Source organism: Paenibacillus sp. FSL K6-2441 (assembly GCF_037964765.1).
Taxonomy (GTDB): Bacteria; Bacillota; Bacilli; order Paenibacillales; family Paenibacillaceae; genus Fontibacillus; species Fontibacillus phoenicis.
Window position 1 is genome coordinate 3,405,864 of sequence record NZ_CP150174.1, and the last position, 14,465, is coordinate 3,420,328.

The window sequence follows — 14,465 nt, forward strand, 5'->3', positions numbered from 1 at the left end:
AGTATAATGAAATCGCTTTGCTTTGATAATGCAACTTTGCGAGAACAATATAGATAAATGTGACTTTTCGGAGTAAAATGGGAGCGAAGTCTTATGGGGCATTATCCGTCCCCCTGGTCAAAGGAGACTATCCCATGTTCAAAGAAACCTATAGCGCGGCCGCCAACCCGGATTTGATCGAGACAGATGAGCTGCATGTTCTGTTCGCCGGCGAAAGTCAGACCCTTCCCGATCACCGGCTGGGCCCGAAAATTTATGATTATTTCCTTCTGCATTTCGTAGAGCAAGGCAAGGGCACGTTCCGGACCGAATCCGCCTCCTATGAGCTGAGCGAAGGGGATGGCTTCCTGATTCTCCCCGATCAGCTCGTCAGTTATGCTTCCGATGTGGCCGAGCCTTGGCGTTATCGTTGGATCGCCTTCACCGGAGTTAAGGCGGCGGAGCTCGTGAAGCGAGTCGGCTTCACCCCGCAGCAGCCGGTGTTCCGGCAAGGCGGGAACAGCCCGATCCCTGCCATGCTCAGCAGCGTGTTACAAGCATTCCAAACGAAAAAAAACAGCTCCCATCTGCTGTCGCTGGGGCTGCTTCATCAAATTATGGCCGAAGCTCAAGAGACGCTTGGCATGGCCTCCGCGCTGCCGTCGGGCGAATCGGGCGTTCAGCGGATCGTGAAGCAAATGATTCATTATATGGCCAGCCAATACGCGCATCCGGTCTCCATCGAACAGATGTGCGCATCCTTGGGCTATAATCGAGCTTATCTTTCGCGGATTTTCAAAAAAGAAACGGGCTTCACCCCCGTCACCTACCTGCTGAAGTTGAGAATCGATAAGTCCCGCCAACTGCTGCGCGAACGTCCCGAGCTGTCGATCGAGCAAATCGCCGCTTCTGTCGGCCTTACCGATCCGCTCTACTTCTCACGGCAGTTCCGCCGGTTTCACAACGAATCACCAAGCGAATATCGCCGGGCGGTCACCCGGAATCCCGCGAAGGAGTGAGTCTACGCAAAATTCGCGAGCCTCGTCTCACTCCGCCAAGTCCAGCTTCCGGGAAACGGCCCCCAGCACCTCGCCAATCGGCTCGGTGATCAAGAGGTCAGCCCGGTTATCATACGCGGTGGACGAGACGTTGATCAGCACCGTCCGTTCGCCGCGGAAATAGGTGACCAGATGAGCTGCGGGCTGCACCGTCAGCGAGGTTCCGCCGATCACCAGCAGGTCAGCGCCGGCGATCGCCGTTACCGTGTCCTGGATCACCTGCTCATCCAGGTTCTCCCCATACAGTACCACATCCGGCTTGATGATGCCGCCGCAGCTGCAGCGCGGCACGACGTCTTCGCTGTCCATGACGTCCTTTAACGTATAGGTACGGCCGCATTCCATGCAGGTGTTGCGGTGCACCGATCCGTGCAGCTCCAGCACGCGGCGGCTGCCCGCCTGTTGATGGAGCCCGTCGATATTTTGCGTCACCACGTCGCTTAGCTTCCCTGCTCGCTCCAACTCAGCCAAGCAGCGGTGCGCGGCGTTGGGCTGCGCCTCCGGATGGAGCATTTTCGTCTTATAGAAATCGAAAAATACGTCCGGATGCCGATCGAAGAACCTCCGGCTCAAAATCTCCTCCGGCGCATAAGGCGACGCGTTCTCTATCTGATAGATGCCTGCCGCCGAACGGAAGTCAGGGATTCCGCTTTCGGTAGATACCCCGGCCCCTCCAAAAAATACAATGTTTGAACTCTCCTCAATCCATGCTGCCAACGTGTCGATCTCTTTGCTCATCCGCTCGAACCTCCTATGGATGTATCGTCAACTCGCGATAATTGGATATAATAACGTCCGCGTCCCGCAAATAAACTGCTTCCTGGGCCTCTTCACCGTACTCCTCCGACACGCCAATGGTCATCACGACGCCTGCACGCTTTCCCATTTGCATATCGGCGTTGCTGTCGCCAATGACCACCGCTTCGCTTGGCGGTAGCCCCAGTTCACGGCAGGCGAGCAGCGCCATGTCCGGCCCCGGCTTGCCCCGGGCAACGCGATCCCGGCCAACCACGCTGGCGAACGCATCCCGGATGCCAAGCCATTCCAGATGCTCCAGCGCCTCCGAGGTTGAGTCGGAGGTGACGACCGCCAGCTTCACACCCGCCTCATGGCAACTCTGGACAAAATCGCGCAGCCCGGGCAAAGGCACCGCTTCCCGCCGCCGCTTGAGCTCCGCCATCGCCGTTGCATTTAATTCGCGAACAACGGTTGTCGCTTCGTTCCAAGGCAGCCCTGCGGCATATAACGTCGATGCCAGTAGCGCAATGATCTCTTCTTCCGTCCCCATCGCAATCGGACCGGTTTTGTCGTAACCGATCACCCGGTTTCGCTCATCCGTTTGAAGGCCTAGCAGCGCGGATTTGTTGAACCCGCCAGGCGAGCCCAACTCAGCCAGCTTCCGCTCCATCAGATCGGTTAAGACCGCGGCCCAGCTGCCCCATAGCCCCATAAAATTCAACAGCGTTCCATCTTTATCAAACAAAATGGCCTTGCAAGCTGCTTTCTGCCCGCGCACTTCGATCGTGGCCATCCTCGCTCCCCCTTCCCTACATTGTCCTTATTATACCATTTTCACAGGTGTGGGCTGCGGCGGCTCCTAAGTTCATCTCATTACTTCCTAATTATTTAATAGGTATCTTTTGGCGAATCCTTAAAATTTTAGATAAATCCGTTTCAACATGGAAAAATCCGTGGTAAATAAAACATACGTACTCCAAAATAAAATCCAAGGAGGGATTCGATGGCACGAAGCCAAAGCAAGATGACCCGGGAAGAAGCAGGACGTCTGGGAGGACTGGCCACGGCCAAAAACCACGGCAAAGCCTTTTATAAGCAAATCGGGCAAAAAGGCGGCGAAGCGACCTCGAAAACCCACAACCGCGAATTTTATCAGGAAATCGGCCAGAAGGGCGGCGAGGCGACATCCCAGAAGCATGATAAAGGCTTTTACCGGGAAATCGGCCGTAAAGGCGGGATCGCCCGCAGTAAACCCGGAATCGAAGCGTAAGTCTTAAGAAATCTCCGGAACCCCCGGAGATTTTCTTTGTTTTTTATAGACCCGATCCACACCATTCCACATGCTTTTTCCTGTGATCGATAGGTAGAAAATCATAACCACTTATGATAGACTTTAGAGAAAACCTTTAGCGGTGTAAAGCTCCAAAACTATAATGAATCATGGGAGGATCGGAGATCATGCCAGCCAAGAAAATGCGTTCTGATATGATCAAAAAAGGCTTCGACCGCGCGCCGCACCGCAGCTTGCTGCGTGCTGCAGGCGTGAAGGAAGAAGATTTCGGCAAACCGTTTATCGCGGTCTGCAACTCTTATATCGATATCGTGCCTGGACATGTGCACTTACAAGAGTTCGGTAAAATCGTTAAGGAAGCGATCCGCGAAGCGGGCGGCGTTCCGTTTGAATTCAATACCATTGGTGTAGACGACGGGATCGCGATGGGACACATTGGGATGCGTTATTCCCTGCCAAGCCGGGAAATCATCGCCGACTCGCTCGAGACTGTAGTTTCCGCGCACTGGTTCGACGGGATGGTTTGCATTCCGAACTGCGACAAAATCACGCCAGGGATGATGATGGGCGCCTTGCGCGTCAATATCCCAACCGTCTTTGTCAGCGGCGGTCCAATGAAAGCCGGCGTCGACAGCAAAGGACGCAGATTGTCCTTGACCTCCGTCTTTGAAGGCGTTGGCGCCCACCAAGCCGGACAAATCAGCGACAAGGACTTGCTCGAACTGGAACAATACGGCTGTCCGACCTGCGGTTCGTGTTCCGGTATGTTCACGGCCAACTCGATGAACTGCCTCGCTGAAGCGCTGGGCTTGGCGCTGCCGGGGAACGGCACCATCCTCGCTGTCGCCGAAGAGCGCCGCGAATTCGTCCGGAAGTCTGCGCAGCAGCTGATGAAGCTGATCGAGCTTGATCTGAAACCGCGCGACATCGTGACGAAGGAATCGATCGACAACGCTTTTGCGCTGGATATGGCTATGGGCGGCTCCACGAACACCGTCCTGCATACGCTGGCTTTGGCCCAAGAAGCAGGAATCGATTACCCGCTGGAACGGATCAATGAAGTGGCCAACCGCGTGCCGCATATTGCAAAGCTGGCTCCGGCGTCCGATATCTTTATCGAAGACGTGCATCGGGCTGGCGGCGTCAGCGCCGTGCTCAACGAGCTGCTGAAGAAGCCGGGAGCCATCTACGGCGATCAAATCACCGTTACCGGCAAAACGCTCGCCGAGAACGTCGCCGGATGCGAAATCCTCGACCACAACGTCATCCGTCCGATCGACAATCCGCATTCCGAGAAAGGCGGACTTGCTATCCTGTATGGTAACCTGGCGCCGGAAGGCTCAGTCATCAAGGTGGGAGCTGTTGACCCTTCGGTTGGCGGATATCATAAAGGCCCGGCGATCTGCTTCGACTCGCAGGAAGAAGCGCTCGAAGGGATCGCGAACGGTAAAGTCAAAGAGGGTTGCGTTGTTGTCATCCGCTATGAAGGACCAAAGGGCGGTCCAGGCATGCCTGAAATGCTGGCTCCAACGTCGCAGATCGTCGGCATGGGTCTGGGCGCGAAGGTCGGTCTGATCACCGACGGACGCTTCTCCGGCGCTTCCCGCGGAATCAGCATCGGTCATATCTCTCCTGAGGCTGCTGAAGGCGGCCCAATCGCTTTCGTTGAAGACGGCGACATCATCGAGCTGGACTTGAATAACCGCAAAATCGAGCTGCATGTCAGCGATGAAGAGCTCGCGCGCCGCAAAGCCAATTGGAAAGGCTTTGAGCCGAAGGTCAAAACCGGTTATCTGGCCCGTTATTCCAAACTGGTCACCAACGCCAGCTCCGGCGGCGTGATGAAAATTTAATTTAGCTTAACTCAAAAGGCCGTACCCGGATCATTTTAGATTCGGGTACGGCCTTTTCTTTTAGAGTTAACAAAAATAATGGATAAGAGCGATTAACGCGTAGGCAAGGATACGCTAAGCAAAGACTCCTCTTCCACGGCCTCCGGCTTCTCATCCACCGTATGGCTGCTGCGATGCGAGCCGTTCTCGGCGAACCGCTCCAACAGCACATCCATCGGCATCACGATCATCTTCGGTACCAGCTCCTGAGGTTGCTCTTTTAATCTTGAGGTACCGGCAGGGTGAATAACACTCATTAATAATTTCAAATAGATTTTCGTCGAGCTGGCAAACCAGCCCTTCGGTAAATCCTTAATTATAAACCCAAATTGCTCCGGACCCCGGTTAATCATGCTGACGCCATACAGCGCCTTAACGTCTTTTAACTCAGGATGCTCGATCACATATTTGGCAAAAAGGGGTAGTGTCTTCTCCATTTTGCGGATCATTTGAATCGCCAAATGCACGCTTGTTCTGGAGCGAGCCCCATACTCAAACAATTTTTTGTTGTCAAAATGAAGCTCCATCACTTGATCTCCAGATTCCAATGTCTTCCCATTGTTCATCGCCACCGGCTCTCCATGATAGGATCGGACTCGGAAATGAAGGAAAGGATCCTCCGGTTCGGGAGCTTTCAATTGAAAAAGGATGTGGAAGATCTTCTCCCAAACGAGCCATAAGGCTACGATACATCGCTTAAACCAGGTAATCTTCACTGGCGTTCTCCCCTTCGGCGTTGCAGTTTCAACCCGTTTGCCTTGAAGCTTGGCCTCTTCCGTCGCCTGAATCAATTCATCAATGCGGATGCTTCGCAATCCGCGGCGATCCGCTTCCGTCAGCACGCGCTCGAGCGCGATCAGCATTTCCGCCGGCGCTCCGGTGTTCGCACCTAGTGTGGCACCACAGTCGTGCAGGAGAAAGACCTCACCGCCCCGCAGCTTCTTCAGCATACGCTCCGTTAACCGGTCAGCGCCGACCTTGACCCGCCAATCGCCGAACATAGCCGACCACAGCACGATCTGTGTATTGCCGCGGTTCGCAAAATCAAACAAGTTGACAATGCCCCACGGCGGACGATAGTAATGAGAATTGAAGCCCGTCACGTCATGGATGATCTGATTCGTCTTCTGAATCTGCTTCTTGACGGCCGCCGGCCCCATGAGCCAATTGGTTTTGTGCACATAGTTGTGCGACCCTATCAAATGGCCTTCCTCATGAATCCGTTTAATCAATTCGGGGTGTCTCTCCGCATTGGAACCAACGAGGAAAAACGTTGCTTTCGCTCCGTGGCGCTTGAGCAGATCAAGCAATTGTGGAGTATATTTCGGATCGGGACCATCGTCGAACGTTAGCGCAAACGCCTTCTCGCTGATCCCGCGCTTAAATACGCGAAAACCGAAAATCCGAGTGATCAATCCGGGTATAAAAGCGTACAGCGTAGAGATATAAAATAACCATAGCAGCAAAGTCTCCATATGCTTTCCCCACTTTTCTATGATCAATGACTTTGGCATGCTCCGTGAAAAGCATAGCATCTACACTATTTTATCACAGACATCTTCAGTTTAGGCGCATTTTTTTGGGGAAGGCATAGGAAATCGGTCAACCTTCCGCAGCCAGTAAATCCATTGTTCGCCGGAACAATTCGGCGGCCAGATGCTTGGATCTTTCCGGCTGGTTTTGAACGAGGACGGCGACAGCATACTTGGGTTGATGAGTCGGTCCGTAACCGATAAACCATTGATGATTCAGCTGCTTATGATTCTTCACAACCTCAGCTGTTCCCGATTTTCCAGCCAGCGGCCATTTGGCTTTCTGCAAAGTTCGCCCGGTGCCGTCTGTGACAACCAGCCTCATCATGGACAACAGCCGTTGTGCCATTTGCGGAGTAATTTGTCCAGCGGAGGAGGGCGAAGCTTGAACCGGCAATGCGGAGAGCAGCGAACCTTCCTTATAACGGATCTCGCTGACTAAGCGGGGCGCCATAACCTGTCCGCCGTGGAGCAAAGTAACAACCAGATTGGCCGCTTGCAGTGGAGAGACAAGCACGTCCCGCTGACCAATCGCTGTCTGTGCCCGCACCCCGCCGTCCGCCGCCGCCAGATTGCTAAAGACCGCCCCGGCTTCTTCCTGATCCAGCGGCCGCAAGGAATCCCCTCCAAGGAAGGACGGATCGTGCCAGCCCACGGTGCGCCCCAGCCCCAGCTTGGCGGCTGTCCGGGCAATCGCCTCCGCACTCAGCCGTTCTCCCAGTGTGGCGAATACCACGTTACACGACCTCGCAAAGCCTTCCTCCAGCGTAAGGTTTCCATGTCCGCCTTCCTTCCAGCATGACAAGCCGTATTTTCCGTAATGCCCGCTGCAGTGGAACATCTCCCCGGGAAATGTCACCTGCTCCTCCAGCGCAGCCGCCGCAATCACCGCCTTAAAAATCGAACCCGGCACACTGGCCTTAACCGCCTTATTACTCCAGTTCTCTGCTGCCGGATCAACGTGATGCGGATCGTAGAAAGGCAGCGATACCATCGAGACGATATCGGCGGTTTTGGCGTCCAGCACGACCACTGCTCCATCCGTCACTTTCATCTCATCCGCTAACCGCTCGATTTTTTGTTGGAGGGTGTCATCAACTGTCGTTTGGATTTGCAGCGGATAGTATCGGCTAGCCTCCGCATTCACCCGCGTCCCCATCCCAACTAGCGGATCCTTGCGGCCATCAACCGTGTAGGCCGCTCTGACGCTGCCGATTCCGCGGAGCATGTTATCCAGCGTTTTCTCCAACCCCGAAGCTCCAACCTGCAGCGTTAACGCGAAGTCCGGTTGGTGCTTATCTTCTCGCAACTTACGGATGACGTCCGGCCGTTGCGTCACGAAGCCAAGCCATTGATTCCCCCGTTCGCCCGGTCCGTAACGCGTCATATACGGCAGCACCTCCAGCCCTTCCAGATGAGGCAAAGAACGGGCTATCTCTTCGCTAAGCCGAAGCGGTTCCCCCGGCTCCCCGCCAGGCTTGGGCCAGACGTAAGGGCGCTCCAACTGTTCCCACTTCCTTTGGAGTTCGGGAATCGTTGTCCCCAATACGGCCGCCAATCCGGTAAGCTGATCTGCTGCGGGCAACTTGCGGACAGGGAACAGAATTGGTGTCCAACCGACTTCGCCCGTCAGCGCCTTTCCGTTGCGATCAACAAGTTGACCTCGCCCCGGATCCAACTCAATACTCTCTTCCCGTTGCCGGACGGCGAGTTCATTGATTGTCTTGCCGCTTACGGTCACCGCCTTAAACGCTGAAGCCATCTGAATCCAAGCGATCCGCAGCGAAAATAGTCCCAGCACCGCCGCAAAGGAAAGTAACAGATAAAATATCCGTTTTTTGCGCAATAACGACATCGTTCGCCCTCCATTCTGTTCCCATTATTTCCTGGGAAAAGTCGGGCTAAACAAACACCAAGCTATCTTGATCCCCTGCAAAGTAAAAGCCCGGCTGCACCTGCATCGCAGATGAGCCGGGCTTCTCCCCGCCCCCGGAACCCTCGGAGATGGGCCAAGCTTTGATTTCCGTCGCTTAAGCCTGCTATCTATACGGTGAATTTCGACAACGACTCTTTCAAGCCAGCCGACACATTCTCCAGTTTGTTTGACAGCTGTACCAGTTGATCGCCGACCGTTTGCTGTTCGCTGGAGAGCGATGCAACCTCTTCGGACGTGGCGGACGATTGCTGTGCGACGGCACTGACGTTGCTCATCGCTTCCGACAAGACCGCTTGCGATTCGTTTAGCTGGTCGATGGAAGCCGTTACGGAATCCAGGTGACGCACGAAGCCTTCCATTTGTTGCTGCACCGATACGAAAATTTGGTTGGTTTCCTGCACCGATGCGATTTGCTCTTGGAAGATTGGGCTCGCCTCGGACAAGGTCTTCACCGTTTCATTCATCTCTTTCTGAATCGTATCTGTGATTTCGCCGACCATGGTGATCGACTGACGCGACTGATCGGCCAGTTGGCGAATTTCATCGGCAACGACCATAAATCCGCGGCCTGCAGCACCTGCGCGGGCTGCTTCAATCGTAGCATTAAGCGACAGGATATTCGTTTGCTGCGTAATGTTCTGCATGACATCAAGCACTTTCAAGACGGAGCCAGTGCTTGCTTTGAGCGAGTCGACCTTGGCGGTCAAAGCGTTGATCATTTCGACCGTCATATTGGTTTTCTCCATCAATCCGTTCAAATACTGAGTCCCTTGCTGACTGGACTTCTCCACCTGACGAGCCGAAATCTCCATCTCTTTGTTCGATTGGACAACGCGTTCCATTTGCCGGGAAATATTCTCGGTCAGCTCATTACCGCGTTCCGCTTCGTTAGCCAGGCTGGTTGCCCCGTTAGCAATTTCTTCAGTCGCCACGGCGATTTCTTTCGCAGACAACGCCGTTTTGTTCGACGCTTGTGTCAATTCAGCAGCCGTATCCAATACATCCTGTGCGGAGTTATTGGTTTGCTTAACGAGGGCTGTGATATTTTCCATCATCACATTAAAGCTTACTGCCAATTGACCAATTTCATCTTTCGATTTCGTGTTCATCCGAACGTTCAGATTCCCTTTGGAGCCTTCCTCCATCAGGTTTCTCAGCTTGCCAAGCGGATAAGCGATCATCCGAACCATCCATACCCCGATCAGAATGGCAATGATCGCAACCACGATCAGCGAGAAGATCGTAAACATCAGAATGCGATTTGCGCTCTTCGTCAGTTCAGCCGTATCGACGGTACCGATTAACTTCCAGCCGGACGACTGGGTGCTATAGGAAGCAAGGACAGCGTTGCCGTTGGCATCCTTCGTCCGGAAAGTACCCGAAGCCTCGGTGGCTTGTCCCATATCAAATTCGGACGGATTTCCTTGATCTCTTTCAACGGAAGAACCTACAACGATGTTATCTTGAGTCACCATTTGCAGCTTGGAGTTATTCCCCAGCTTAACCTCTTTCAAATAGCCGTCTAGGATTTCCAGGTTGATATCAGCAATCAGAATAAAGCGTTTCATGCTGTTAACGCTCTGTACCGAGCGAGCTAAACGGAAGACTTCCGTACCCTTACCTTTCGATGGCACTTGCATCCATAAAGTTTTAGTGGCGCTGGTCAGATCTTTAAACCAGGCTTCTTCGCGCACGGTATCCAAGAACGTGACATCGGCACTGCCCGAAGTGACGTCGTCCACAATGTTGTCAGCCGACAACATGTAAACGGCGGAAACCCCCTTCGTGGAGAAGGTCAACGTATTCAGACGTGTTCTCATTTTGTTGGTTGCCGTAAACTTGTCATAATCCGAAATGTTCGCCAACGAAGCATCCATGATTGCATTTTGCATCTCATCGTCCAAGAACATTTGCTGAAGGTTCTCCTCATACTTCTGCATGACAATATCTAGCTTCTGCGAGGTTTGAACGATGGTCTGCAGGTTGGCTTGTTCCGCATTGTCCTGAATGGTTCCCTTCGCCATTTGGGAGGACATAATCCCGATCGTCAGGACGAAAAACATGATTGCGACAAAGAAGATCAGGAACAACCGTACCCCCACTGCTTTCGCGGGGTTGAATTGTTTCGGCAGCTTGTCCAGCAAATTAGCCAGTAAAGCTTTGGTATCTCGCGTTGCTTTTCCTCCTGGCTGAACCGCCTTGGATTTCGTCCGCTCTCCCTTTTGTTTCTTTTCCTTCTTTTTGCTGTTGGTTTCTTGGTCCTCGTTCTTCGGAACCAGACTCATGTTGATCACCCACCACTCATAATAGTTGCAGACCTCAATTTTTAGGCTTGAGGTCATACATAATGCTGTTGGTTTCTCACATTTCTCGTCAGCTATTGAAAATATTCGACAATACCTGACGTTCTCCTCTATAATATCGGTTTCATATGTGGTGGATTTTAAATAATATTGACAAAAGTCACAAAAAAGGGCCTTTCGTCCTAGAAACGAACAGGCCCTAAAGCATATTGATTTTTTCCATTACTTTCTTTTACGCATCATATCGAAATAGGAAACCGGTTGGTCCACCTTCATTTGGATCCGCTGCAGCGGGTGGCGGGCGGCATCCAATTCATTGCCGTCTTCGTCGTAGATGGTCCCGACCTTCTGCTTAAAGAACGTCCCGTTTGGACCAAAAAATTCGACTTCTTGTCCCGGTTTGAAATGGTTGCGCTGCTGGATCGTTGCCATTCCCGTCGATTCGTCATACGCCATCACCAATCCGGCAAAATCATAAGGCGCCGCCTTCTCTTCCGGTTCGTAAATATGATCTTCATGATCCGGCGTATCGTAGAAAAATCCGGTATTCAGCGGCCGGTTCGCCGCTTTGTTGATTTCTTCGATCCACTCCGGCTTCAAGACGTAATTGTCCGGATCCGCCATGTAAGCATCAATCGCTTGGCGATAGACATTCACCACCGTCGCCACATAGTGGATGGACTTCATCCGCCCTTCGATTTTGAAACTGTCTACCCCGACGTCGATGAGATCAGGAATATGCTCAATCATGCACAAGTCCTTCGATCCCATCGTAAATGCATGATCGTTTTCCTCAAACATCGGTAGCTGAGTTACGCCAAGACGGAACTTCTCCAGTACCCTGTTATCGCGGGCTTCTTCCTCGGAAATCCATTCGCCATCCGCACGGGCGTCCGTGAACAGGTCGTATTTCCAACGGCAGGATTGGCAGCAACCCCCACGGTTGGAGTCACGGTCGGTAAAATGGTTGGACAACACGCAGCGTCCCGAGTACGAGGAGCACATCGCGCCATGAATAAACGCCTCGATCTCGATGTCGACATGACGTTTAATTTCCTCGATTTCCTCAAGGCTGGTCTCCCGTCCCAGTACGACCCGCGGCAAGCCTTGGTCTTTCCAGAATTGTACCGCTTGCCAGTTCACCGTCGATTGCTGAGTACTCAGGTGAACCTCCAGTTCGGGGACGACCCGCTTCGCGGTCTCTATGATCACCGGGTCGGCGACGATAATGGCAGCGATGCCTACCTCGTATAAATTACGCAAATACTCCTCGATGCCCTCCAGATCCTCATTATGGGCATAAATATTCGTGGCGACAAACACCTTGGCGCCGTACTTCTTGGCAAATTCCACGCCTTCCCGCATTTCTTCAAAGCTGAAATTATCTGCATTGGAACGAAGGCCGTATTGTTGTCCCCCGATATACACGGCATCGGCGCCGTAATGGACAGCGAATTTCAGCTTCTCAAGATTGCCTGCCGGGGCAAGCAGCTCGGGTTTCGCCAGCCGATAACGTTTTCCCGTATATTTCGGGATATGCTTCTCCGCAGTTTGCATCTTCGTTCACCTCTCATCATTTTTTGGGTTTTTAAATTTAAAATATAGGTCAAAAAAGTCGGCTTTTCAGCACCCAACTTCCTCTTAATAGACCTGTTCCTTATAAAAGAAGCCGAAGGTCAGCTCCCGCTCCGGATCTTGAATCTCGCGAATGGCCTCAAGCCAGTTCTCATCGAGCTCATAGCCGTCCGGATCGCGGAAATAAGCTTCGATGGCTTGGCGATACGAAGCAATGACCACTTCGTTATAGGATGCCGGCTTCAGCAGCGTCTCGATTTTGAAGCTGTCCACGCCAGCCGCCATCAGCAGGTGCAAATCCTCCAAGATACAAATATCGTCCGAACTCATAATATGCGTTCCGTTGATATCCTCGAAGATCGGGAACTTCTCGTCCGGCCGTTCGGCCTCGATCAGGAACAGCCCACGGCTCATCCCCAGGTTGCTGTCCGGATCAACCGGCCGCCCTTGAGACACCATGTAGCTATGCACCAAGCGCCGCTTCGAGTGATAAATATTGGTCATTCCATGCACCTGAACCTCTGCTTCGATGTTCAGCTTCGGAGGCATTGCAGTGATCTCGTCCATATTCAGCTCACGAGCGAGCACAACTCGGGAAGCTCCCTTCGTGCCCCAGTAATTGGCCGTGGCATAGTTGGTGGAGGTCATCTCCGCGTTCCAATGCAGCTTCAGCTGAGGCGCAACCGTGCGCACCGTTTGAAGCACGGCCGGGTCACCGAATTCAACGGCGTCTACGCCGCACTCCGCCAACTGCTTCACATAATCGGGCAACCCCTCCAGCATGTCATTGGTCATCAGGTTGTTCAGGCTAACATAAATTTTAGCTCCGTACTGGCGCGCTACCTGAACCGCTTCAGCGATGTCTTGGGGCGTCATATCGCCAGGGAGACGCATTCCGTAGCGGGCTTCGCCAACCAGCGCCGCGTCAGCCCCTGCCGCAAAGTAGCGCTTCAGTTCTTCCAGCGAACCGGCAGGAACTAACAATTCCGGTTTTTTACTCATGTTGATACTACCACCTTTAAAAGGTTGTTCAAAACGTTATCTACATTTTGAACTTCCACCTTATTCATTGATTGGCCATCGCCTTGCTTGTTTCGATGTTCTTTAAGTGCTCCTTGTAAGTCTTGGCGAACAGGTGCTCCCCGCTGCCGTCTTTTTTCGTCACATAAAATAGATAGTCCGAGGATTTCGGCTCAAGCACCGCTTCGATCGATTTGAGGCTAGGCGCAGCGATCGGCCCCGGAGGCAGCCCTTCATACAAATAGGTATTGTAGGGGCTGTCCACGCTTCGTAAATCCGAATTGAGCAAGCGCTCCTTGGGTTTATCCAGCACATACTGCACCGTGGCGTCAATTTCCAGCTTCATGCCGTCCTTTAGCCGATTATAGATGACTCCGGCCACCAATGGCCGTTCAGCATCAACAACCACTTCTCGCTCTACCAGCGAAGCTATCGTCATCAGCTCACTTAACGTAAGGCCGCGAGCCTGCAGCTTTTGTTCAAAATCGGGGATTTTACCGAGCCGGGTACGGGTTTCCTGCAGCATCCGAGCGATGATGTCCTGCTCGTTGCTGCCTTTTTTCAGCTCATAGGTTTCCGGGAACAAATACCCTTCCAGCCGGTACGTCAACCGCTCGTCCGTCGGGATTTGCGATAACAGCTCATCGTGAAGACCCGCTGCATCCTTCGCCAGCTGCAAGAACGCGGCTTGATCAACCAAGCCTTCCTCCGCCAGCTTGTCAGCCATTTGTTTGACCGTGAAGCCCTCGGGAATCGTAAACCGGATCATCTCGGCCTTAACCACGTCGCCGCTGTTCAGCTTGGCGATGATCTCGTCATACGTCATGCCCGGCTGCATCTCATAGACCCCGGCCTGAAACCGGCTGCCTTCCGACTTCCATTTTAAATACGAAACGAACAAAAAGGAATTTTTAATTAGTCCCTGGTTTTCCAGCAACTTTGCGATGTCGGCCGTTCCCGTTCCCGGTTCGATCGTAATCTTGACTGGCTGTTCCTTCGCTTCAACCGGGAGCATGCTTGTGTACACATAAAATCCGGCCGCCCCTGCTCCGATGATCACGATCAGCAGCAGAACAGCCAGCCATTTCAGCGCTTTCCTCAAACCGCCTTCCCCCTTAACAGCCAAAAAGAGCGGAAATCT

Annotated in this window: 11 protein-coding genes; 3 read left to right on the forward strand and 8 right to left on the reverse strand. The window is 53.0% G+C overall.

The window, feature by feature from the left end; all coding sequences use genetic code 11:
• Nucleotides 1-134: 134 nt before the first annotated feature.
• On the forward strand, nucleotides 135-998 hold the full coding sequence (locus tag NSQ80_RS15640; RefSeq protein WP_009224368.1) for an AraC family transcriptional regulator: 864 nt from the start codon (nucleotides 135-137) through the stop codon (nucleotides 996-998).
• Between the two features lie 27 nt (nucleotides 999-1,025).
• On the opposite strand, the gene NSQ80_RS15645 is transcribed toward NSQ80_RS15640, so the two are convergent.
• Together NSQ80_RS15645 and NSQ80_RS15650 are read right to left on the reverse strand one after the other, a co-directional pair.
• Nucleotides 1,026-1,775 carry an NAD-dependent protein deacylase gene (locus NSQ80_RS15645; protein WP_339299825.1) on the reverse strand — a complete coding sequence of 250 codons (750 nt, stop codon included), beginning with the start codon at nucleotides 1,773-1,775 and terminating at the stop codon, nucleotides 1,026-1,028.
• 13 nt (nucleotides 1,776-1,788) lie between these two features.
• Nucleotides 1,789-2,568, reverse strand: coding sequence for an HAD family hydrolase (locus tag NSQ80_RS15650; RefSeq protein ID WP_339299827.1), 780 nt, complete (start codon nucleotides 2,566-2,568; stop codon nucleotides 1,789-1,791).
• 210 nt (nucleotides 2,569-2,778) lie between these two features.
• Between NSQ80_RS15650 and NSQ80_RS15655 the strand changes: the two genes are divergently transcribed.
• Together NSQ80_RS15655 and ilvD are read left to right on the forward strand one after the other, a co-directional pair.
• Nucleotides 2,779-3,045, forward strand: a complete 267-nt coding sequence (locus tag NSQ80_RS15655; RefSeq protein ID WP_009224371.1) for a general stress protein — start codon at nucleotides 2,779-2,781, stop codon at nucleotides 3,043-3,045.
• 188 nt (nucleotides 3,046-3,233) lie between these two features.
• Nucleotides 3,234-4,919: a dihydroxy-acid dehydratase gene (gene ilvD / locus NSQ80_RS15660; RefSeq protein ID WP_009224372.1), complete on the forward strand. Its 1,686-nt coding sequence runs from the start codon at nucleotides 3,234-3,236 to the stop codon at nucleotides 4,917-4,919.
• Nucleotides 4,920-5,011: 92 nt separating this feature from the next.
• Here ilvD and NSQ80_RS15665 read toward each other — a convergent pair whose 3' ends face one another.
• The 6 genes from NSQ80_RS15665 to mltG all read right to left on the reverse strand — a co-directional run bounded on the left by NSQ80_RS15665 (nucleotide 5,012) and on the right by mltG (nucleotide 14,426).
• Nucleotides 5,012-6,433 carry a polysaccharide deacetylase family protein gene (locus NSQ80_RS15665; protein ID WP_036644708.1) on the reverse strand — a complete coding sequence of 474 codons (1,422 nt, stop codon included), beginning with the start codon at nucleotides 6,431-6,433 and terminating at the stop codon, nucleotides 5,012-5,014.
• 127 nt (nucleotides 6,434-6,560) lie between these two features.
• Nucleotides 6,561-8,345: a penicillin-binding transpeptidase domain-containing protein gene (locus NSQ80_RS15670; RefSeq protein WP_339299831.1), complete on the reverse strand. Its 1,785-nt coding sequence runs from the start codon at nucleotides 8,343-8,345 to the stop codon at nucleotides 6,561-6,563.
• A 188-nt stretch (nucleotides 8,346-8,533) separates the two neighbouring features.
• Entirely contained in the window at nucleotides 8,534-10,711 is a 2,178-nt protein-coding gene (locus NSQ80_RS15675; RefSeq protein ID WP_036644710.1) for a methyl-accepting chemotaxis protein, read from the reverse strand.
• A 240-nt stretch (nucleotides 10,712-10,951) separates the two neighbouring features.
• On the reverse strand, nucleotides 10,952-12,286 hold the full coding sequence (locus NSQ80_RS15680; RefSeq protein ID WP_009224376.1) for a U32 family peptidase: 1,335 nt from the start codon (nucleotides 12,284-12,286) through the stop codon (nucleotides 10,952-10,954).
• An 84-nt stretch (nucleotides 12,287-12,370) separates the two neighbouring features.
• Nucleotides 12,371-13,306 carry a peptidase U32 family protein gene (locus NSQ80_RS15685; RefSeq protein ID WP_260070226.1) on the reverse strand — a complete coding sequence of 312 codons (936 nt, stop codon included), beginning with the start codon at nucleotides 13,304-13,306 and terminating at the stop codon, nucleotides 12,371-12,373.
• A gap of 64 nt (nucleotides 13,307-13,370) precedes the next feature.
• Nucleotides 13,371-14,426, reverse strand: coding sequence for an endolytic transglycosylase MltG (gene mltG, locus NSQ80_RS15690; RefSeq protein ID WP_323077351.1), 1,056 nt, complete (start codon nucleotides 14,424-14,426; stop codon nucleotides 13,371-13,373).
• Between the last annotated feature and the right edge of the window lie 39 nt (nucleotides 14,427-14,465).

What these genes read in the sequence shown, in the direction of transcription:
- NSQ80_RS15680 (WP_009224376.1), bottom strand. Translation starts at nt 12,286, where the DNA reads ATGCAAACTGCGGAGAAGCATATCCCGAAATATACGGGAAAACGTTAT.
- NSQ80_RS15655 (WP_009224371.1), top strand. Translation starts at nt 2,779, where the DNA reads ATGGCACGAAGCCAAAGCAAGATGACCCGGGAAGAAGCAGGACGTCTG.
- ilvD (WP_009224372.1), top strand. Translation starts at nt 3,234, where the DNA reads ATGCCAGCCAAGAAAATGCGTTCTGATATGATCAAAAAAGGCTTCGAC.
- NSQ80_RS15640 (WP_009224368.1), top strand. Translation starts at nt 135, where the DNA reads ATGTTCAAAGAAACCTATAGCGCGGCCGCCAACCCGGATTTGATCGAG.
- NSQ80_RS15670 (WP_339299831.1), bottom strand. Translation starts at nt 8,345, where the DNA reads ATGTCGTTATTGCGCAAAAAACGGATATTTTATCTGTTACTTTCCTTT.
- NSQ80_RS15645 (WP_339299825.1), bottom strand. Translation starts at nt 1,775, where the DNA reads ATGAGCAAAGAGATCGACACGTTGGCAGCATGGATTGAGGAGAGTTCA.
- NSQ80_RS15650 (WP_339299827.1), bottom strand. Translation starts at nt 2,568, where the DNA reads ATGGCCACGATCGAAGTGCGCGGGCAGAAAGCAGCTTGCAAGGCCATT.
- NSQ80_RS15665 (WP_036644708.1), bottom strand. Translation starts at nt 6,433, where the DNA reads ATGGAGACTTTGCTGCTATGGTTATTTTATATCTCTACGCTGTACGCT.
- NSQ80_RS15685 (WP_260070226.1), bottom strand. Translation starts at nt 13,306, where the DNA reads ATGAGTAAAAAACCGGAATTGTTAGTTCCTGCCGGTTCGCTGGAAGAA.
- NSQ80_RS15675 (WP_036644710.1), bottom strand. Translation starts at nt 10,711, where the DNA reads ATGAGTCTGGTTCCGAAGAACGAGGACCAAGAAACCAACAGCAAAAAG.